At 71.3% G+C, this 19,710-nt stretch carries 18 protein-coding genes, 1 tRNA gene and 1 pseudogene; 9 read left to right on the top strand and 11 right to left on the bottom strand.

Going from position 1 to position 19,710, the window contains the following annotated elements; genetic code table 11:
* Positions 1 to 8: 8 nt before the first annotated feature.
* Positions 9 to 2,258, top strand: coding sequence for a phosphoribosylformylglycinamidine synthase subunit PurL (gene purL, locus ABGA99_RS23810; RefSeq protein WP_347583399.1), 2,250 nt, complete (start codon positions 9 to 11; stop codon positions 2,256 to 2,258).
* Positions 2,259 to 2,286: 28 nt separating this feature from the next.
* Here purL and ABGA99_RS23805 read toward each other — a convergent pair whose 3' ends face one another.
* The gene (locus ABGA99_RS23805) at positions 2,287 to 2,799 is read right to left on the bottom strand and encodes a PH domain-containing protein (protein ID WP_347574959.1); all 513 of its coding nucleotides are present in this window, start codon (positions 2,797 to 2,799) and stop codon (positions 2,287 to 2,289) included.
* Positions 2,800 to 2,853: 54 nt separating this feature from the next.
* Here ABGA99_RS23805 and ABGA99_RS23800 point away from each other — a divergent pair, with 54 nt between their 5' ends.
* Positions 2,854 to 3,693 (top strand): sterol carrier family protein, encoded by an 840-nt coding sequence (locus ABGA99_RS23800; RefSeq protein WP_347583398.1) that lies wholly within the window; start codon positions 2,854 to 2,856, stop codon positions 3,691 to 3,693.
* A 268-nt stretch (positions 3,694 to 3,961) separates the two neighbouring features.
* Here ABGA99_RS23800 and ABGA99_RS23795 read toward each other — a convergent pair.
* Positions 3,962 to 4,636: pseudogene (locus ABGA99_RS23795) on the bottom strand (MFS transporter); the annotation flags it as partial.
* On the opposite strand from ABGA99_RS23795, the gene ABGA99_RS23790 reads away from it, so the two are divergent.
* Positions 4,635 to 5,186 carry a YciI family protein gene (locus ABGA99_RS23790; RefSeq protein ID WP_347574961.1) on the top strand — a complete coding sequence of 184 codons (552 nt, stop codon included), beginning with the start codon at positions 4,635 to 4,637 and terminating at the stop codon, positions 5,184 to 5,186. The pseudogene ABGA99_RS23795 and the gene ABGA99_RS23790 overlap by 2 nt on opposite strands.
* A gap of 36 nt (positions 5,187 to 5,222) precedes the next feature.
* Here ABGA99_RS23790 and ABGA99_RS23785 read toward each other — a convergent pair whose 3' ends face one another.
* The gene (locus ABGA99_RS23785; protein WP_347574962.1) at positions 5,223 to 5,642 is read right to left on the bottom strand and encodes a multidrug efflux SMR transporter; all 420 of its coding nucleotides are present in this window, start codon (positions 5,640 to 5,642) and stop codon (positions 5,223 to 5,225) included.
* A 47-nt stretch (positions 5,643 to 5,689) separates the two neighbouring features.
* A complete protein-coding gene (locus ABGA99_RS23780; protein ID WP_347574963.1) occupies positions 5,690 to 6,010 on the bottom strand; it encodes a multidrug efflux SMR transporter in 321 nt (106 codons plus the stop codon).
* Positions 6,011 to 6,090: 80 nt separating this feature from the next.
* On the opposite strand from ABGA99_RS23780, the gene ABGA99_RS23775 reads away from it, so the two are divergent.
* Both ABGA99_RS23775 and ABGA99_RS23770 read left to right on the top strand, forming a co-directional pair.
* Complete coding sequence (locus ABGA99_RS23775) at positions 6,091 to 6,468, top strand: MerR family transcriptional regulator (protein WP_347575314.1); 378 nt, start codon at positions 6,091 to 6,093, stop codon at positions 6,466 to 6,468.
* Positions 6,469 to 6,719: 251 nt separating this feature from the next.
* Positions 6,720 to 7,211, top strand: coding sequence for a GNAT family N-acetyltransferase (locus ABGA99_RS23770; RefSeq protein ID WP_347583397.1), 492 nt, complete (start codon positions 6,720 to 6,722; stop codon positions 7,209 to 7,211).
* A 17-nt stretch (positions 7,212 to 7,228) separates the two neighbouring features.
* On the opposite strand, the gene ABGA99_RS23765 is transcribed toward ABGA99_RS23770, so the two are convergent.
* A complete protein-coding gene (locus tag ABGA99_RS23765; protein WP_347583396.1) occupies positions 7,229 to 7,582 on the bottom strand; it encodes a hypothetical protein in 354 nt (117 codons plus the stop codon).
* Positions 7,583 to 7,623: 41 nt separating this feature from the next.
* Positions 7,624 to 7,971 (bottom strand): hypothetical protein, encoded by a 348-nt coding sequence (locus ABGA99_RS23760; RefSeq protein WP_347574966.1) that lies wholly within the window; start codon positions 7,969 to 7,971, stop codon positions 7,624 to 7,626.
* Positions 7,972 to 8,134: 163 nt separating this feature from the next.
* On the opposite strand from ABGA99_RS23760, the gene purF reads away from it, so the two are divergent.
* Positions 8,135 to 9,655, top strand: coding sequence for an amidophosphoribosyltransferase (purF, locus tag ABGA99_RS23755; RefSeq protein WP_347574967.1), 1,521 nt, complete (start codon positions 8,135 to 8,137; stop codon positions 9,653 to 9,655).
* Positions 9,656 to 9,712: 57 nt separating this feature from the next.
* Entirely contained in the window at positions 9,713 to 10,810 is a 1,098-nt protein-coding gene (purM, locus tag ABGA99_RS23750) for a phosphoribosylformylglycinamidine cyclo-ligase (RefSeq protein WP_347574968.1), read from the top strand.
* A gap of 188 nt (positions 10,811 to 10,998) precedes the next feature.
* Here purM and ABGA99_RS23745 read toward each other — a convergent pair whose 3' ends face one another.
* Together ABGA99_RS23745 and ABGA99_RS23740 are read right to left on the bottom strand one after the other, a co-directional pair.
* On the bottom strand, positions 10,999 to 11,277 hold the full coding sequence (locus ABGA99_RS23745) for a DUF3073 domain-containing protein (protein WP_347574969.1): 279 nt from the start codon (positions 11,275 to 11,277) through the stop codon (positions 10,999 to 11,001).
* Positions 11,278 to 11,615: 338 nt separating this feature from the next.
* Positions 11,616 to 12,698: a Glu/Leu/Phe/Val dehydrogenase dimerization domain-containing protein gene (locus ABGA99_RS23740; protein ID WP_347583395.1), complete on the bottom strand. Its 1,083-nt coding sequence runs from the start codon at positions 12,696 to 12,698 to the stop codon at positions 11,616 to 11,618.
* Between the two features lie 194 nt (positions 12,699 to 12,892).
* Here ABGA99_RS23740 and ABGA99_RS23735 point away from each other — a divergent pair, with 194 nt between their 5' ends.
* Positions 12,893 to 13,726: a hypothetical protein gene (locus tag ABGA99_RS23735; protein ID WP_347574971.1), complete on the top strand. Its 834-nt coding sequence runs from the start codon at positions 12,893 to 12,895 to the stop codon at positions 13,724 to 13,726.
* A gap of 615 nt (positions 13,727 to 14,341) precedes the next feature.
* The gene (gene bldC / locus ABGA99_RS23730; protein ID WP_003949541.1) at positions 14,342 to 14,548 is read left to right on the top strand and encodes a developmental transcriptional regulator BldC; all 207 of its coding nucleotides are present in this window, start codon (positions 14,342 to 14,344) and stop codon (positions 14,546 to 14,548) included.
* Between the two features lie 354 nt (positions 14,549 to 14,902).
* Here the strand turns inward: bldC and ABGA99_RS23725 are convergent, their stop codons facing one another.
* The 3 genes from ABGA99_RS23725 to hrpA all read right to left on the bottom strand — a co-directional run bounded on the left by ABGA99_RS23725 (position 14,903) and on the right by hrpA (position 19,621).
* The gene (locus ABGA99_RS23725) at positions 14,903 to 15,124 is read right to left on the bottom strand and encodes a DUF6274 family protein (RefSeq protein ID WP_347574972.1); all 222 of its coding nucleotides are present in this window, start codon (positions 15,122 to 15,124) and stop codon (positions 14,903 to 14,905) included.
* Positions 15,125 to 15,448: 324 nt separating this feature from the next.
* Positions 15,449 to 15,523: transfer RNA gene (locus ABGA99_RS23720), tRNA-Asp, on the bottom strand.
* Positions 15,524 to 15,592: 69 nt separating this feature from the next.
* Complete coding sequence (hrpA, locus tag ABGA99_RS23715) at positions 15,593 to 19,621, bottom strand: ATP-dependent RNA helicase HrpA (RefSeq protein WP_347583394.1); 4,029 nt, start codon at positions 19,619 to 19,621, stop codon at positions 15,593 to 15,595.
* Positions 19,622 to 19,710 lie beyond the last annotated feature (89 nt).

The following is a 19,710-nucleotide window of genomic DNA, read 5'->3' as shown; positions in this document are numbered from 1 at the left end:
GAGCGAGCGTGACCCTGGACACCGTCAAGCACGCCTCCGGCAGCCCCGGCACCGAGCAGCCCTGGGCCGAACTCGGCCTGAAGCAGAACGAGTACGAGCAGATCCGCGAGATTCTCGGCCGCCGCCCGACGGGCGCCGAACTGGCCATGTACTCCGTGATGTGGTCCGAACACTGCTCATACAAATCGAGCAAGGTGCACCTCAAGCAGTTCGGCGACAAGGCCCCGCCCTCCGACGCCCTCCTCGTCGGCATCGGCGAGCAGGCGGGCGTCGTGGACGTCGGCCAGGGCTATGCCGTCACGTTCAAGGTCGAGTCGCACAACCACCCCTCGTACGTGGAGCCCTACCAGGGCGCCGCCACCGGCATCGGCGGCATCGTGCGCGACATCATCGCCATGGGCGCCCGCCCCGTCGCCGTGATGGACCCGCTGCGCTTCGGCGCCGCCGACCACCCCGACACCAAGCGCGTGCTGCCCGGCGTCGTCGCCGGCATCGGCGGCTACGGCAACTGCCTCGGCCTGCCCAACATCGGCGGCGAGGTCGTCTTCGACTCCTGCTACCAGGGAAACCCGCTGGTCAACGCCCTCTGCGTGGGCGTCATGCGGCACGAGGACATCCACCTCGCCAAGGCCGCGGGCGTCGGCAACAAGGTGATCCTCTACGGCGCCCGCACCGGCGGCGACGGCATCGGCGGCGCCTCCATCCTGGCCTCCGAGACCTTCGACGATGCCAAGCCCTCGAAGCGCCCCAGCGTGCAGGTCGGCGACCCCTTCCAGGAGAAGCTGCTCATCGAGTGCACCCTGGAGGCGTTCCACGAGGACCTCGTCGTCGGCATCCAGGACCTCGGCGCGGCCGGGCTGTCCTGCGCCACGTCCGAGCTGGCCTCCAACGGCACCGGCGGCATGCGCGTCGAACTCGACGTCGTACCGCTGCGCGACGCGACGCTCTCGCCCGAGGAGATCCTCATGAGCGAGTCGCAGGAGCGGATGTGCGCGGTGGTCGAGCCCGCGAAGGTCGACCGCTTCCTCGCCATCTGCGAGAAGTGGGACGTCACCGCCACCGTCATCGGCGAGGTCACCGACGGCGACCGGCTGGAGATCTACTGGCACGGCGAGCAGATCGTCGACGTACCGCCGCGCACCGTCGCCCACGACGGCCCGGTCTACGAGCGGCCGATGGCCCGCCCCGGCTGGCTCGACGCCCTCCAGGCCGACGACGCGGCGAAGCTCCCGCGCCCCGTGGACGGTGCCGGGCTGCGCGCGCAGGTGCTGCGGCTCGTCGGCTCGCCGAACCAGGCGGACAAGTCGTGGATCACCTCGCAGTACGACCGCTTCGTCCTCGGCAACACCGTCCTGGCACAGCCCGAGGACTCCGGCATGATCCGGATCGACGAGGAGACGGGCCTCGGCGTCGCGCTGGCCACCGACGGCAACGGCCGGTACGCCAAGCTCGACCCGTACGCGGGCGCGCAACTGGCGCTGGCCGAGTCGTACCGCAACGTCGCCGCCACCGGCGCCCGCCCGCTCGCGGTCACCGACTGCCTCAACTTCCCCTCGCCGGAGGACCCGGCGGGCATGTGGCAGTTCGCCGAGGCGTGCCGCGGCCTGGCCGACGCCTGCCGCACCCTGGGCACCCCGGTCACCGGCGGCAACGTCTCCCTCTACAACCAGACCGGCGACCAGCCGATCCACCCGACGCCGGTCGTCGGCGTGCTCGGCGTGATCGACGACGTGGCGCGGCGCACCCCGATGGCGTTCGCGAAGGAGGGCCAACTGCTCTACCTCCTCGGCGAGACGAAGGAGGAGCTGGGCGGCTCGGCCTGGTCGCAGGTGGTTCACGACCACCTCGGCGGGCTGCCGCCGGCGGTCGACCTGGAACGGGAGCGGCTGCTCGCCGAGATCCTGATCTCCGCGTCGCGCGACGGCATGATCGACGCGGCGCACGACGTGTCGGACGGCGGGCTGGTCCAGGCGGTGGTCGAGTCCTGCCTGAAGGGCGGCCACGGCGCGCGGCTGGTGGTGCCGGAGGGGCTGGATCCCGCGGTGTTCCTGTTCTCGGAGTCGCAGGGCCGCGCGGTGGTGGCGGTGCCCCGCAGCGAGGAGATGCGGTTCACGGACATGTGCGGCGCCCGCGGGCTGCCGGCGGCCCGGATCGGCGTGGTCGACGGGGACGCGGTGGAGCTGCAGGGTCAGTTCACGCTGCCGCTGGCGGAGCTGCGGGAGACGTACGAGCGGACGATCCCGGCGCTGTTCGCCTGAGTCCGGGCCGTTTCGCCACGGGGGCGGGTCAGCGCACAGGCTCCGACCCGCCCCCGAGGGCGTCCACGGCGCGGTAGATCTCGGCCTTCAGCCCCTCCGGGTCGGGTACGTGCCGCAGCGTCATCACGCCCTGCTCGGAGGCGGACTGCACGTTGAGGGTCCCGTAGCGCATGATCCGTTCCCACAGGTTGGCGCGGAACGACACGTCGTTGACGCGCGACAGGGGGATGCTGCGGCCGGACTTGGACAGGAAGCCGCTCCGCTTGTGCAGGCGCTTGGTGGTCAGGATGTACATCGTGCTGCGCCACTGCAGCAGCGGGACGAGCCAGAAGGAGCAGGCGAAGATCGCCGCCACCGCCAGCACCCCGAAGCTCGTGTACTTCCCCCAGTCCTCGTCCGTCGGCAGCCACCACACGAGCACCCCGGCGGCCACTGCGATCACACAGAGCGCGAGGAACTCGTTGACCAGCGTGGTCCAGTGCTGGCGGGTCACGTACACCAGCGACTCGTCTTCTGCGAGGTAGCGGTCGGCGATAGGCATGCGCGCATGGTGGCACACGTCCGCCTTGTCACACATGGGTCGTACGCTCCTGTCATGCCGACGGCCAAGCACAGCGGCGCCCGCAGGGCGCGTACGTACGACCCGCAGAAGACCTGGACGGCGCTCACGGCGCAGGTGCGCGCGCTGAGCGCCGCGGCGCACGCGCTGGACGAGCGCCGGCTCGCGCTGCCGTCGGGGCTGCCGGGCTGGGACGTGCGGCTGCTGCTGGCGCATGTCGTCGACGAGATCGAGACGGTGCCGCGGCTGCTCGCCGAGCCGCCTCCGGCGGCGGCGCGGGCGACGGTCGACCTGCCGCGGTGGGCGGTGTCGACGGCGGGTGTCGCGGACGACCTGGCGGCCGGCGTCGTACGGAAAGCGGAGCGCATCTCCGCCGCGTACGGGGAGGGGCCGGCGGATCTCGCCGCAGCGCTGGACGCGGCGGCGGAGCGGCTTGCGGCGGTCGCGTCGGAGGCCGTACGCACCGACCGGCTGCTGCCGCACCGCTTCGGCCCGATGTCCGCGCTCGATGCGACCGTCACCCGCCTCGTCGAACTCGTCGTGCACAGCGACGACCTGACCCGCGCCACCGGTACCGACGTCCCCCTGGACCGCGGCGCGGTCGCCGCCGCGGTCCGTGTCCTGGCGGACGCGCTGGCGGCGAAGTCCCCGGGCGCGGCGGTGGAGGTACGCATCCCGCCGTACGCGGCGATCCAGTGCATCGAGGGCCCGCGCCACACCCGGGGCACGCCGCCGAACGTGGTGGAGACCGACCCCCTGACCTGGATCCGGCTGGCGACGGGGCGTACGGAGTGGGCGGCGGCGCGGGAGGAGGGGTCGGTGGCGGCGAGCGGCGAGCGGGCGGACCTGACGGACGTGCTCCCGGTGCTCGCCTGACGTGACCCACGGGGCCGCGGGGGTTCAGCAGGTTCTCGTCGGCGCGGCTGCTCCAGACCGCCAGTGCGGCGGCCAGGGCGCAGGCGCCGCCGAGCCACAGCACGCCCCGGAGGGAGAGGGCGTCGACCATGACGCCGCCGGCCAGCGCGCCGAGGCCGATCGACAGGTTGAACACCGCCACCCACAGCGCGGAGGCCGCCTCCACCGCCCGGGGAGCGGCCTTGATCATCCACGTTTGCAGCCCGACCGAGACGCCCCCGTAGGCGAGACCCCAGGCGGTCAGCAGGACGGCACCGCCGGCCGTCGTCCGGCCCAGCAGCAGGAAGAGCGGCATCGCGGCGGCGAGGGACACGGTGATGACCAGCACGCTGCGGTGCACGCTGCGCGCGAGCGTCGCGCCGGCTGCGAAGTTGCCGATCATGCCCGCGATGCCGAAGCCGAACAGCAGCGGCGCGACGTGGCGCTGGTCGATGCCCGACAGCCGCTGGAGGGCCGGGCTCACGTACGTGTACGCCGAGAAGTGCCCGAAGACGACGAGGGCCGTGGCGACGATGCCGACGCGTCCCCCCGGGTTGCGGAGCCGCTCGGCCAGGAGCCGCGGCCGGATGGCCTGCGAGGCGGCCAGCGGCGGCAGCACGGCGAGCAGTACGACGAGCACGACGAGCGCCAGGGCGCTCATGGAGGCGAAGGCGACGCGCCAGCCGGTGAGTTCGCCGAGGAGGGTGCCGAGCGGGACGCCGAAGACGTTGGCGGCGCCGACGCCGCCGAAGACGACCGCGGTGGCGCGCGGCACGGTCCTCGGCCTGCGGGTACGGGAACGGGCCGGCCACGACCCCGTACGCCTGGCCACCGCGATCGATCTGGCGATCGGGACGCTGGGCCCGCCGCCCGCCTGACCCCCGGCCCGCCGTTCCGACGGGTCGCGAGGTGAGAATAAGGCCATGGAGTTCTTCTGTTACCACCGTGACCGGCCCGGATCCATGGCGCTCCGCTACGAACTGCTCGAAGCGCACTGGTCCTACATGGACGGGTACGCGGCCGAGATGATCGCCCGCGGCCCGACCATGGCCGACGACGGCGAGGTACCCACCGGCAGCGTGCACGTCCTCGACCTGCCGGACGCCGCCACCGCACGCGCGTTCGCCTTCGACGAACCCGGCTACCAGGCGGGCGCGTACCGCGACGTGCTGCTGCGCCGCTGGCGCAACACGCTGGGCCGCACGATGTGGGACTTCCCCGGCGGCCCCGACGACGGCAACCGCTACCTCGTCCTGGGCCTCGGCGAAGGCCCGGCCGTCGACCTGGCCCTGCCGCCGCAGAAAGACGAGCTGATCGCGTACGGCCCCCTGCTCTCCGACGACGGGGCCACCTGGCTGGGCACGGCGGCGCTGGTACGGGCCCCGGACGCGGACACGGCGCGGGCGGTGCTCACGGCGGGCGCGTACGCGGACGTCGAGGTGCACCACTGGCAGTTCGGCGGCCGGTCGACGTGAACCGGGGCGGGTGACCGGCCGCCGACTGCACGATCGTCACGGGTGGACGGCCTGCTGGGCCCGCTCGGTCTGCCCGGCGCGCTCGGTCCGCTCGGTCCGGTCCGGGCGGTCGGAGAGCTTGAGCCAGACGACGCCCGCGATGATCACCGTGAGCCAGAGGGCCTTCGCGGGGGTGAGGGCCTCGTCGAAGAACACCGGGCTGAGCAGCGCGGCGCCCACGGCGCCGATGCCGGCCCACACGGCGTAGCCGATGCCCACGTCGATGGCGCGCAGGGCGACGCTCAGGGCGTAGAGCGTCAGCAGGAAGAAGACGACCGCGACGAGCGACCAGGAGAGCACGGTGAATCCGTCGCTGCCTCCGACGGCGAGGGCGTACCCGATCTCGAAGACCCCGGCGAGAAGGAGGACGAACCAGGCTCGCGCGCGGTCGCTCCGGGGGGCGGTACGGCTGGACACATCGGTTCCTTTCCGGTGGGTGCTACGGGGGCCGGCGGGCGGGGAGGTCACGCCGCACCGCTGAGCTGGAGGCCGACGACGCCGACGATGACCGCGGCGATGCCGAGGAGCTTGCGCCAGTCGAGACGCTGTCCGAAGAGGGAGACGCCGAGGACGACGATCCCGACGCCGGCGACGGAGGTCCAGATCGCGTAGCCGACGCCGACGTCGAAGGTACGCAGCGCCAGGCTGAGGAGGTAGGTGGCGATGCCGCCGCTGACGAGCGTGGCGGTCGTCCAGCCGGGGTGGGTGAAGCCCCGGGCCTTGCCGGCGGACAGGGCCACGGAGATCTCGAAGACGACGGCGAGTCCGAGGAAGAGCCAGTGCATGGCGGGTGTCCTTCGTCCAGGAAGTGCGGGCGCCTGGATCGTGAACCTTCACACCGGTGTCACGTGCAAGACTGGACCCCATGCGCATCGGTGAGCTGGGAAACGAGAGCGGGGTCAGCACCCGGTCCCTGCGGTACTACGAGGAGCAGGGACTCATCCGCTCCCGCCGCACCCCCGGCGGGTGGCGCGACTTCGACGGCTCCATGGTCGAGCGCGTCGTCCTCATCCAGCACCTCTTCGCCGCCGGCCTCACCAGCGCCACCATCAACGAACTGCTCCCGTGCCTGGAAGCCCCGCCCGAGGAGCGTACGGGCGTCATGGAGCAGCTTCTGGCCCAGGAAGTCGAGCGTCTGCGGGCCAAACGCCGTGACATCGACCGCGAACTCGACACCTTGCAGGCACTCCGCAGCGAAACGGCCCTGCCCGGGGCGAGTCCCGCGACCAACGCCACGAACTGAACCGCGGCGCGTTGACCTGCGGCAACGGTGGTGCGGTTGGAGCGTCGATCAAAGCGGCTCCTTCTGCGTGACCGAGGTGCGCAGCCGTATGCGGATCGTGCCCTCGAACCACTGGCGGGCACTGGAGGTCGTGAACGCGGCGGAATCGCGAAAGCTGCCGGGAGCGGCCGACTTGCGCGAGGCGTATGAAGGGATGACGGCGTAGCCGGGAGCGGTCGACGTCTTGCGGTGAGTCCGGAAGCATGGCCCGCATGGCTGCGTGGACGATCCGACCCGAGCCCGTCACGGACACGGCCGTGGACCCGGTGATGCGGCAGTACTTCACGGAGATGGGGCGGCGGGTGCTGGGACGCCCGGCGACCGAGGCCGAGCTGCGAACCGTCCTGGCGAAGGATCCGCATCGAGACCTCGGGCCACCCGACGGTGAGTTCCTTGTCGCACGGTCCGGCGGAGGCGAGTTTCTGGGCTGCGCGGGCGTCAGGCTGCTCGGCGGCAGTCCGAAGACGGCGGAGCTGAAGCGGATGTACGTGCATCCCGCCGGGAGGGGAGCGGGGTTGGGCCGGAGCCTGCTGTTCGCCGTCGAGGAGGCGGCCAGGAGGCTGGGCGCCGTCCGGATCGTGTGTGAGACCAACTCCCAGCTCACCGAGGCGCGCGCCTTGTACGTACGGTACGGGTACGAGGAGACGGCGCCATACGAGGGCCACGGCAAGGCGGACCACTGGTACGCCAAGGTGCTCGGGTAGCGCACGCCGGCACACCGTCATTGCCGTGAGTGGTGACCGCCCTCGGGGAAGGCCAGGCCGCGGCGCGCGAGTTGCTCGATCTCGAAGCGGCCTTCGACGGTGGCCTCCACGTCACACGTGTGCGCAACCCTAGGCTGGTAGCCGATCAGTTCGACCGCGCGGCTCGGCAACTGCTGCCGGGACGCCTCCTCCGACTCCCACAGCAGCACCGCCCCCCACCGGTCGGCATCAGGGTCGGAGAGCCACATCTTGAAGCGAAGTCCGGGTACGTCCGCGAAGGCGGAGACGGACTCCTCGCGCAGGTAGTGGCGCAGGGACTCGATGGTCTGGCCGGAGTCGGCCAGGTCCCACCAGACGATGACGGCATGCACGGCGAGCGCCCCTTCCTCCGGCAGCGTGGTCCGCCTGCGGCTCAGGTCGGGCGCGGTCCGGTCTCGATCCGGTACTGCTCGACGAGTTCCCCGAACCGCCCGGCGTCGCCTTCCCGCAGCGAGACGGGCCGTCGCTCGCCCACCAGGGCGCGTACCCGCTCCGTCACCTGCGTGGCCTGCTCGTGGGTTGCGTACACGCCTGTGATCAGGGCCCCAGGCGTGTCGTCCCACGTGAGGCTCCAGGGAATCTCGCACGGAGGCGCGTGATCGGGGTCCGGGCACAGCAGGCGCTCGACCGGCTCCTGGAGGGCCGGCGTCTCCTCGACGCCCGCGCTCGTATGAACCCGGATCTCGTGCACCGCACGCTCGGCGGCTCCCGTCTGCGGCACACACCCTCCTCGTGCAGCTCCGTCATCGGCCGACAGTAGCGGCCGGCGCACGCAGCCGCACCGGGTTGTCCCGCTCGCCGCCCCGGCCGGGAGGCCGGGACGTGATTCCCGCCACGTCTGCACCGTTCGGGGGGTGGGGCGGATCTGCCTTAGACTCGAATACGTGCCACGTGGTGACGGACGACTCAGCCACGACCTGCTTCCCGGTGAGAAGGGCCCCCAGGACGCCTGCGGCGTCTTCGGCGTCTGGGCCCCGGGTGAGGAGGTCGCCAAGCTCACCTACTTCGGACTATATGCGCTGCAGCACCGGGGACAGGAGTCCGCGGGTATCGCGGTGAGCAACGGTTCACAGATCCTCGTCTTCAAGGACATGGGCCTGGTCTCGCAGGTCTTCGACGAGACATCCCTCGGCTCCCTCCAGGGCCACATCGCCGTGGGTCACGCGCGCTACTCGACCACCGGTGCCTCCGTGTGGGAGAACGCGCAGCCCACCTTCCGGGCCACCCCCCACGGGTCGCTCGCGCTCGGCCACAACGGCAATCTCGTGAACACCGCCGAGCTGTCCGAGATGGTCGCCGCGCTGCCCCCGGACGGCGGATCGCGCAGCGGCAGGGCGGCGGCGACCAACGACACCGACCTCGTGACCGCGCTGCTCGCCGGCCAGGTCGACGACGACGGCAAGCCGCTGACCGTGGAGGAGGCCGCGCCGCTGGTGCTGCCGCGGGCCAAGGGTGCGTTCAGCCTCGTCTTCATGGACGAGCAGACGCTCTACGCCGCCCGCGACCCCCAGGGCATCCGCCCGCTCGTGCTCGGCCGCCTGGACCGCGGCTGGGTGGTGGCGTCGGAGAGCGCCGGGCTCGACATCGTCGGGGCCAGCTTCATCCGCGAGGTGGAGCCGGGCGAGCTGATCGCGATCGACGAGAACGGGCTGCGCTCCAGCCGATTTGCCGAGGCAAAGCCCAAGGGTTGTGTCTTCGAGTACGTGTACCTGGCCCGGCCCGACACCGAGATCGCCGGCCGGAACGTCTACCTCGCCCGCGTCGAGATGGGCCGCCAGCTCGCCGCCGAGGCACCCGCCGACGCCGACCTGGTGATACCCACGCCCGAGTCCGGCACCCCCGCCGCCATCGGGTACGCGGAGGCCAGCGGCATTCCGTACGGGGCCGGGCTGGTTAAGAACAGCTACGTGGGCCGGACCTTCATCCAGCCCTCCCAGACCATCCGCCAGCTCGGCATCCGGTTGAAGCTGAACCCGCTCAAGGAGGTCATCGCCGGCAAGCGCCTCGTCGTCGTGGACGACTCCATCGTCCGCGGCAACACGCAGCGCGCGCTGGTACGGATGCTCCGCGAGGCCGGCGCCGCCGAGGTGCACGTGCGCATCTCGTCGCCCCCGATCAAGTGGCCGTGCTTCTTCGGCATCGACTTCGCCACCCGCGCCGAGCTGATCGCCAACGGCCTGTCGGTCGAGGAGATCGGGCAGTCGCTGGGCGCGGACTCGCTCGCGTACATCTCCACCGACCGGATGATCGAGGCCACCGGCATTCCCAAGAACAACCTCTGCCGCGCCTGCTTCGACGGCGAGTACCCGATGGAGCTGCCCGACCCGGAGCTGCTGGGCAAGCACCTGCTGGAGACCGAGGTCGCCGGCGGGCGCGACGCCGCCGACGCCCTGCGCCGCCCGTAGCGCCGGCGCCCAGGCCCCACCCGACCCCAGGTGAACGACCCGGAGGACCCCAACGCCATGTCTGGTGCCAGCCAGCCCCCCGCCCCCGCGGCCCCCGCCGCCGGCTCCTATGCGGCGGCGGGCGTCGACATCGAGGCCGGTGACCGCGCCGTCGAGCTGATGAAGGAATGGGTGAAGAAGACCCGCCGGCCGGAGTCGGTCGGCGCGCTCGGCGGCTTCGCCGGCCTCTTCGACGCCTCCGTGCTCAAGCGCTACGAGCGTCCCCTGCTCGCCTCCGCGACCGACGGCGTGGGCACGAAGGTCGCGGTCGCGCAGCGCATGGACGTCCACGACACGATCGGGCACGACCTGGTCGCCATGGTCGTCGACGACCTGGTGGTCACGGGCGCCGAGCCGCTGTTCATGACGGACTACATCTGCGTCGGCAAGGTCGTCCCGGAACGGGTCGCGGCCATCGTCAAGGGCATCGCCGAGGGCTGTGTGCTGGCCGGCTGCGCGCTGGTCGGCGGCGAGACGGCGGAGCACCCCGGGCTGCTGGGCCCCGACGAGTACGACGTGGCCGGCGCCGGCACCGGCGTGGTCGAGGCGGACGCGGTGCTGGGTGCCGATCGCATCCGTACGGGTGACGCGGTCGTCGCGATGGCCTCCTCGGGCCTTCACTCCAACGGGTACTCGCTGGTACGCCACGTCCTGCTGGACCGCGCCGGCTGGACGCTGGACCGGCAGGTGCCGGAGTTCGGCCGCACGCTCGGCGAGGAGCTGCTGGAGCCGACGAAGATCTACTCGCTGGACTGCCTCGCGCTGCTGCGCGCCACCGAGGTGCACGCGTTCTCGCACGTCACGGGCGGCGGCCTGGCCAGCAACCTGGCCCGGGTCGTGCCGGACGGGCTGCGGGTCGTCATCGACCGCGGGACGTGGGCGCCGGGCGCCGTCTTCGACGTGGTCGGAGAGGTGGGCCGGGTCGAGCGGGCGGAGCTGGAGCGGACGCTGAACATGGGCGTCGGCATGGTCGCCGTGGTGCCGCAGGCATCGGTGGACGTCACGCTGGCGCTGCTCGCGGACCGGGGGGTCGACGCCTGGGTCGCCGGTGAGGTGCGCGGGCAGGAGGAGACGGGGGCGGGTGGTGTCGAGCTTACGGGGGGCTATGCCCGCTGAGGCCGCCGCCGGCGGCGCGTACGACGCGTCCATGGCGTACGGCGCACGCGGCGTCCCCGTCGCGTGCGAGGGGTGCGCCCACGGCTCCCCACGCCCCGGGGGTGCGGTCCGCCGCCGCCGATTCACGGCAGCAAAAAGGGCCCGTCCGGGGGTGTCCCCGAGCCGAGCTCCGATTTGCTGTCTGCGATTCAGGCCCCGCGACGCTGCTCCGACGAGCCGGCCGAGTCCTCGCCGTCCTCGTCGTCCTCGTCCTCGTACAGCTCCGCGTAGCGTGCGTACAGGTCGTCGTCGGGCGACTCTTCCTCGACTTGCTGCTGCTGTTGCTGCTGCTGTTGACCGTTCGACGGCGGCTTCGTCGTCGATGCGCCCAGCTCTTCAGCAAGGCGTGAGAGGTCAGTCCCACCGCTGCTGTACTTCAGCTGGCGGGCGACCTTCGTCTGCTTGGCCTTGGCCCGGCCGCGCCCCATGGGTCGACCCCCTCAAACGACGGGGCTCGATGGCCCCAGAGTCTGACACGCGTTCATGATCGGAAGCGGACTCTCGTTAAGAGAGACCGTCCATCGGGGTTCAACGGTACCTGTTTCTGCACCCTGACGGTACGTCGCTGGCAGCACGGGCCCCGCCGCCGATCCCGGTGGAGCCCGCGTCCCCGCTGGTCAAGACCCGATTCTATCGTCTGACGAGGAGCGACCCGCCGCGCGGTGGTGACATGCGTTACGTGACATCGCTGCTTTGCCTTGGCGAATGTGCACACGGGCCTCGCCCGCCCCGGCGGGAGCGGGGCGGGCCGAGGGGCGTACGGCGCTCAGCCGCGGCGCTTGGCCTCCGCCATGCGCTGCTCCGCGATCCGGTCCGCCGCCACCGCCGGGGGTACGCCGTCGGACGCCGCCCGGTGGAATATCTCCACCGTCGTGTCGAAGATCCGTGCGGCCTTCGCCCGCGCCCGGTCCATGTCGAAGCCGTGCAGTTCGTCGGCGACCTGGATGACGCCGCCCGCGTTGACCACGTAGTCCGGGGCGTAGAGGATCCCCCGGTCGGCCAGGTCCTTCTCCACGCCCGGGTGGGCGAGCTGGTTGTTCGCCGCCCCGCAGACGGCCTTGGCGGCGAGGACGGGCACCGTCTCGTCGCTGAGCGCCCCGCCCAGCGCGCACGGCGCGTACACGTCCAGCGGCTCGCGGATCAGCGCGTCCGTGTCCGCCACGATCGCCACAGCGGGGTGGGCGGCCCGTACCCGCGCCAGCGACTCCGCCCGTACGTCGGTGACCACCACCTCCGCGCCGTCCGCGACCAGGTGGTCCACCAGGATGTGCCCCACCTTGCCGACCCCGGCGATGCCGACCCGCCGCCCGCGCAGCGACGGCGTGCCCCACAGGTGCTCGGCCACCGCGCGCATGCCCTGGAAGACGCCGAACGACGTCAGCACCGAGGAGTCGCCGCAGCCGCCGTTCTCGGGCGAGCGGCCGGTGGTCCACCGGTTCGTACGGGCGACCACGTCCATGTCCTCGACGTACGTGCCGACGTCGCACGCCGTGACGTAGCGCCCGCCGAGCGAGGTGACGAAGCGGCCGTAGGCCAGCAGCAGGTCCTCGGTCTTCACCTCGTCGGGGTCCCCGATGATCACGGCCTTGCCGCCGCCGTGGTCGAGGCCGGCCATCGCGTTCTTGTAGGACATGCCGCGGGCGAGGTTCAGCGCGTCCAGGACCGCGGCCTGCTCGGGGTCCTCCGAAGCGGCGTAGTCGTGGAAGCGGGTGCCGCCGAGGGCCGGGCCCAGGGCGGTGGAGTGCACGGCGATGACCGCCTTCAGGCCGGTCTCGCGGTCCTGGCAGAGGACAACCTGTTCATGTCCGCCCTGATCGGAGCGGAAGAGTGTGGAGAGAACGTCGGTCACGGTGGTGACTCCGGTTTGGTCGCGGGCTGCTGCCCTCCAGGGGTGGGGAGGGCGGGTAGTGGCTCAAGCGTAGAGCTGCGCCCGCCTCCCGGACCCCCCGGCGGGGTCTCGGGTCCCCAGGAGGCGTCCCCCCGGAGGACTCAGCACCATAGTCTGCGGGAGACTCGGATACGTACGTGGGAGAGGGGAGAGGCGTGGCCGTGATGTCGTCACTGGTGATCCCGTACGCGACGTATCTGCGCGTGTACGAGCCGCTGGCCGCCTTCCCCGAACCCGAACGCACCCACTGGTATCGCTACGCAGCCCGCGAAGCCGCCCCCACCAGCCAGGACGAGCTGCTACGGGCGCTGGCCGGGCTGGCCGGCACCCCGCCGACCGCGGCCCCGGCGCACGAAAGCGGCGACGCCTTCGTCGCCGACGTGGACGGCGTGACGTGCGTCTGTCCCTGGCGCACCCGGCTGCGGAGCTGGCTGGCGCTGGACGAGCTGGTCGAGGAGCTGCCCCGGCCGGTGCTGGAGGCGGCGCTGCCCGAGGTCGTACGGGAACAGGCGCTCGCCGATCACGCGCGCTGGCGGGTGGACAACCCGGACGCCCGGCCGTGGATCAGGTCCGCGGTCTGGACGGTGCCGATGCGCTGGTTCGTGCTCTTCTCCGACGAGGAGAGGGAGTACGAGACGGGCACGCGCACCCTGCTGCGCTACCGCACGCCCATGGTGCAGGCCCGGCGCCGGGTGGCGCGCGGGCTCAAGGCGCTGCGTGACGCGGTGGGCCAGGCGCCGCTGGTCGAGGGTCTGGTGGACGTCGGAAAGTGGCTGGAAGAGTTCCATCCCCGGTCGCTGGTGGAGCTGGACTACGGCGGTCTCGTGCACGTCCTGCCGAAGGAGCACCTGGCGGAGGACCGGTCCGCGGCGGAGGTCGCGGAGGGCATCGCGGCGCTGGCGGCGGGGGACGAGGAGCGGGCCGGTCGGGCGTACCAGAGACTGACGGACCGCTGGGGCCTGGTGCGCGAGCGGCAGTTCGCCAGCTAGGGCGTACGGGCGGGGCGCCTGGCGCAGGGCGGACGGGGGCGTCGGCCGGGGGTCTGGCAAGGGGTTGGGCAAGGGGTCACTAGTGCGACGAACAAATCCGGACTAGTGTCCCGCCATGCCTCGGTACGGAAGGTGCCGTTCGGTCCCTGCCCCTGGGGACCTTGGTCCCGGACGAAGGTCCCGAACCAGGCTATTTGGTCAAGCGTGATGGAAAGCACGTACCTGGGTCTTGCCGTCACCGCGTAGCCTGGGTGACGATATAGGGCAAGGAGTCCAGATGGGGTATGTTCCGTCCAACTTAGGGTGGAATGCCGAGCATTGATCCTCTCGTGGGAGGCCTTGTGGCCCCTGGTGATGCTGTGACTGATCGTCACGAAGGTGTGACTGTCCGCTATGGCACGGTCCAGCGGGATCCGTCGAGGTTGAACACCTCAGAGGGCAATTCCATCGGTTTGGCCGACGCCGCTGGACAGATGGTGTAGTTGTAGTGCCGAGGACAAGCCGTTCGTCCTATTACCGACTCGACCCCCGTTGGCCATATCGGTCAACGAGGGTCAAGGTGCAGAATTTAGAGGAAAGAACCGAGAAGGTTCGGTTCTCCCGAGGAGGCCGCTCATGACCGCTCGCACCCCTGACGCCGAGCCGCTGCTGACCCCCGCCGAGGTAGCCACGATGTTCCGCGTTGACCCGAAGACGGTCACGCGCTGGGCGAAGGCCGGCAAGCTCACGTCTATCCGCACGCTCGGCGGGCATCGCCGCTACCGCGAGGCGGAGGTCCGTGCACTGCTGGCGGGTATTCCGCAGCAGCGCAGCGAGGCCTGACCCACCCGCGTCGCCGGGGTCGGCCGGGACCCCCTAGCCCGGCTCATGCCCCTCGCACCACACGCGACGCAGCGTCATCGATCGCGCTGGACTCCGCCGGGTCCAGCGCGATGTGTCGATCGGCCCCCGGTGGCCGCCCTTCCCGGGCGACCGCCGGGGGCCGTTCGCGTACGCGACGTCCGGAAGTGTCGGTGCCCGTCCGGGCATGGGTGCAATGGCATATACAAAATTGACCTGACCTAAGCGGGGCGTAAATCCCCCTGTTTCGAAACCGAGTGAGTGATCCCCGTCACAGTCGTGGCGGCTTGCGGCCCTGGCGACCGCTGCGATAGTGACCCCCCGTCAATTCCGGCTCTACGCCGGGAGCGTTGCCCCGTCCGGCTCGGTCGTGTCCGCCGCGTCGTTCGCCATCGTCGCGGCCTTCGCGTCCGCGATCTCCGGCGGTCCGGACTCCATCGCCAGCCGCAGCAGACGGCTGCAGACGGCGCAGTGGGGGGTGAGGTGCCCGTAGGCCGACGCGGCGGAGAGATGAGCGCGCAGAAGGGCCTTCGTCTCATGCCGCACCGTCGTCGTCATAGCCCTTGAGTACCGAGTGGCGGTACGCCCGTCAAGGAATCGGGCAGCCGGTCTAGACCGGGCAGCAGGGCGGATGGGGCGGAAGGTGACTCGTGGGACGGGAGAGGGCACGAACGCGAACGGCCCCGGCCGAAAGGGGCCGGGGCCGGACGGGAATCATGCGGTGCGGTCCTGACGGGATTTGCTGCTTCCGTCTGCGGCTTCGCCGCGGGCGCGGCCTCAGAGAGGGTCCCCGGAAAACTGTGCGGTCCTGACGGGATTTGCTGCTTCCGTCTGCGGCTTCGCCGCGGGCGCGGCCTCAGAGAGGGCCCTCGGAAAACTGTGCGGTCCTGACGGGATTTGAACCCGCGGCCTCCACCTTGACAGGGTGGCGAGCACTCCAAACTGCTCCACAGGACCTTGCGTGCGCGATCGCGCGTGCCCGACTCTACAGCAGCTCAGGCCGCCGGTCGAACCGGTTCCCGCGGCTCACCTCGTCGGCGGCACCAGCGCGTCGACCGCCTTCACGATCCGCTTGTCGGAGACCGGATACGCCGTCCCCAGCGCGTGCGCGAAGTAGCTGACCCGCAGTTCCTCGATCATCCACCGCACGTCCCGCACCGCCCGCGGCACCGGCCGCCCCCGCGGCTGCTGTTCCAGCAGCCACGCGTACTCGTCCTGCATCTCCTTGACCTTCGCCATCCGCGCCCGGTCCCGCTCCGCGTGCGTGGGAAGCTGCTGGAGTCGGCGGTCCGCCGCGACGAGGTAACGCAGCAGGTCCGGCAGCCGGCCGGCGCCGTGTTCGGTGACGAAGCCCGGCTTGATCAGCCACGCCAACTGCTCGCGTACGTCCGCCGCGGACTCGGCCAGCACGGGGCTCTTGACGTCCCGTAGCCGCCCCTCGCAGGCGTGCCAGGCCGCCAGCACCTCCTGCACCTGCCGGATGGTCTGCATCGTCGTGTCGACGATGTCGGCCCGTACGGAGTCGAAGAGCTTGCGGAAGCCCTCCTCGTCCCACGCGGGCCCGCCGCGGGCGGCGATGAGCCGGTCCGCGGCGGCCGTCACGCAGTCCTCGAAGAGGGCCTGTACGCCGCCGTGCGGGGTCCGGGAGAGGGCGAGCTTCGCCTGGTTGGACAGCGTGCTGTTGGCGAACTTCGCGGGGTTGGAGGGGAGTTGGAGCAGGATCAGCCGGCGGGTGCCGGTCCACATGGCGGCGGCCTGCTCCGCCTCCGTGTCGTACAGCCGCACGGCCACCGTCTCGCCCTCGTCCACCAGCGCCGGGTACGCCTTGACGGTGTTGCCGCCGAATGGGGTATCCCCTGCTCGACCGGAGCCGAGAGCTTGGGGAAGGGTCTCGAAGGTGCGGGGGAGGGTGCCGACGGTCCAGGAGGTGAGGCCGGTGCGCCGGTCCGGCGCGGGCCCGCCGGAACCGCTCTCCGCCTCGGCGCGGCGCGCGCCCTTCCCGCCGCCCGCCGCCTCGTCGAACGCCCGGGTGATCGCCGCCTGCGTCTTGGGCTTCAGCTTCAGCCGCAGCTCCTCCAGGTCCTTCGACTCCGCGAGTTTCCGCCGCCGTTCGTCGGTCACGCGGAACGTGACCTTCAGATGGTCCGGCACCTTGCCCCAGTCGAAGTCCTCCGCCGCGACCGGCACCCCCACCATCCGCTGCAACTCCCGCGCCAGCACCGTCGCCAGCGGCTCCTGCACGGGCACGGCCCGCTCCAGGAACGCCTTGGCGTAGTTCGGCGCCGGCACGTAGTTGCGCCGGATCGGCTTCGGCAGCGAGCGGATCAGCTCGGTGACCACGTCCTCGCGCAGCCCCGGGATCTGCCAGTCGAAGCCGTCCGGGACCACCTGGTTGAGGATCTGTAGCGGTACGTGCACGGTGACGCCGTCCGCGTCCGTGCCCGGCTCGAACTGGTACGTCACCCGCAGCTTGAGCCTGCCCTGCCGCCAGGAGTCGGGGTAGTCGTCCTTGGTGACGCCCTCCGCCCGCTCGTTGATGAGCATCGACTTCTCGAAGTTGAGCAGCTCCGGCTCTTCGCGCTGCTTCTTCTTCCACCAGGAGTCGAAGTGCGCCCCCGACACGACGTCCGCGGGGACGCGCTGGTCGTAGAAGTCGAAGAGCGTCTCGTCGTCCACGAGGATGTCGCGGCGGCGGGCCCGGTGCTCCAGCTCCTCGACCTCGGTGAGCAGGCGGCGGTTGGCGGCGAAGAACTTGTGGTGCGTACGCCAGTCGCCCTCGACCAGCGCGTGCCTGATGAACAGGTCGCGGCAGGTCTCGGGGTCGATACGGCCGTAGTTGACCGACCGGCGGGCCACCAGCGGCACGCCGTAGAGGGTGACGCGCTCGTACGCCATGACCGCGGCCTGGTCCTTCTCCCAGTGCGGCTCGCTGTACGTGCGCTTGACCAGGTGCTGCGCCAGCGGTTCGACCCAGTCGGGCTCGATCTTCGCGTTGACCCGCGCCCACAGCCGGGAGGTCTCGACCAGCTCGGCCGACATGATCCAGCGCGGCGGCTTCTTGAAGAGCGCGGAGCCGGGGAAGACGGCGAACTTCGCGCTGCGCGCGCCCAGATACTCGTTCTTCGCGTCGGTGTCCTTCAGCCCGATGTGGCTGAGGAGCCCCGCGAGCAGCGACTGGTGGACCAGGTCGGGCGCGGCGTCCTGGTCGGCGGGGTGGATGCCCATGCCGCGGGCGATCGTGCGCAGTTGGGAGTAGATGTCCTGCCACTCGCGTATGCGCAGGTAGTTGAGGAACTCGCGCTTGCACATGCGCCGGAACGCGGACGAGGACAGCGCCTTCTGCTGCTCGCGCACGTACGTCCACAGGTTGAGGAACGTCACGAAGTCGCTGGACTCGTCGCGGAAGCGGGCGTGGTGCTGGTCGGCCTGCTGCTGCTTGTCGGCGGGGCGCTCGCGCGGGTCCTGGATGGACAGCGCGGAGGCGATGACCATGACCTCGCGTACGCAGCCGTTGCGCTCGGCCTCCAGCACCATGCGGGCCAGCCGCGGGTCGACGGGCAACTGGGCGAGCTTGCGGCCGGTCTGGGTGAGCCGCTTCTTCGGGTCCTTCTCCTTGGTGTCGAGCGCGTGCAGCTCTTCGAGGAGCTGGACGCCCGCCTTGATGTTGCGGCTGTCCGGCGGGTCGATGAAGGGGAACTTCTCGATGTCGCCGAGGCCGGCGGCGGTCATCTGGAGGATGACGGACGCCAGGTTCGTACGGAGGATCTCCGCGTCGGTGAACTCGGGGCGGGCGAGGAAGTCGTCCTCCGCGTACAGCCGGACGCAGATGCCGTCGGCGAGCCGGCCGCAGCGGCCCTTGCGCTGGTTGGCGCTGGCCTGCGAGATGGGCTCGATGGGCAGGCGCTGGACCTTGGTGCGGTGGCTGTAGCGGGAGATGCGGGCGAAGCCGGTGTCGATGACGTACCGGATGCCGGGGACGGTCAGCGAGGTCTCGGCGACGTTCGTGGCCAGTACGACGCGCCTTCCGCTGTGCCGCTGGAAGACCCGGTGCTGCTCGGCGTGCGAGAGGCGGGCGTAGAGGGGCAGGACCTCGGTGTCGCGGAGCTTCTGCTTCCCGAGTGCGTCCGCGGTGTCGCGGATCTCGCGTTCGCCGGAGAGGAAGACGAGGATGTCGCCGGAGCCGTCGCCCTCGGCCTGCAGCTCGTCGACGGCGTCGCAGATGGCGGTGATCTGGTCCCGGTCCGCGTCGTCCGCGCCCTCGTCGAGGAGCGGGCGGTAGCGCACCTCGACCGGGTACGTACGCCCGCTGACCTCGACGATCGGGGCGTCGCCGAAGTGCCGGGAGAAGCGCTCCGGGTCGATGGTCGCGGAGGTGATGACGACCTTGAGGTCGGGGCGGCGGGGGAGGAGACGGGCGAGGTAGCCCAGCAGGAAGTCGATGTTCAGGCTGCGCTCGTGCGCCTCGTCGATGATGATCGTGTCGTACTGGCGCAGCTCGCGGTCCGTCTGGATCTCGGCGAGCAGGATGCCGTCGGTCATGAGCTTGACGAGCGTGTCGCCGCCGACCTGGTCGGTGAAGCGGACCTTCCACCCGACGGCCTCGCCGAGCGGGGTGCGCAGCTCCTCGGCGACGCGCTCGGCCACCGTGCGGGCGGCGATGCGCCGGGGCTGCGTGTGGCCGATGAGGCCCCGGACGCCGCGGCCCAGCTCCAGGCAGATCTTGGGGATCTGGGTCGTCTTGCCGGACCCGGTCTCGCCCGCGACGATCACGACCTGGTGGTCGCGTATGGCCGCGAGGATGTCGTCCTTCTTCTGGCTGACCGGCAGCTCCTGCGGATACGACACGGGGGGCACCGCGGCGCGGCGGCGCTCGGCGGTCAGCTCCGCTGCCTCGACCGCGGCGGCGATCTCGGCGAGCACGGTGGCCCGCGCCTCCGGCTTGCGGACGCGGCGGGCGCCGTCGAGGCGGCGGCCGAGCCGCTGCTCGTCGCGGAGCGTGAGGGCGGACAGGCGGGCGCCGAGGTCGGCGAGGCTGGGGGTGGCGGAAGTGGACATACGGAGTCAAGGATCTCACCCGGGCGGGGGCGTCGGCGAACTATTTCGGCGGGTGGTTCGGGTCGGGCAAAAGACGTAAATCACACTAA

The sequence above is a fragment of the Streptomyces sp. B5E4 genome (assembly GCF_039871555.1).
Taxonomy (GTDB): domain Bacteria; phylum Actinomycetota; class Actinomycetes; order Streptomycetales; family Streptomycetaceae; genus Streptomyces.
Note: the sequence above shows the minus strand (reverse complement) of the source record. Positions and strands in the feature narration are given on the sequence as shown.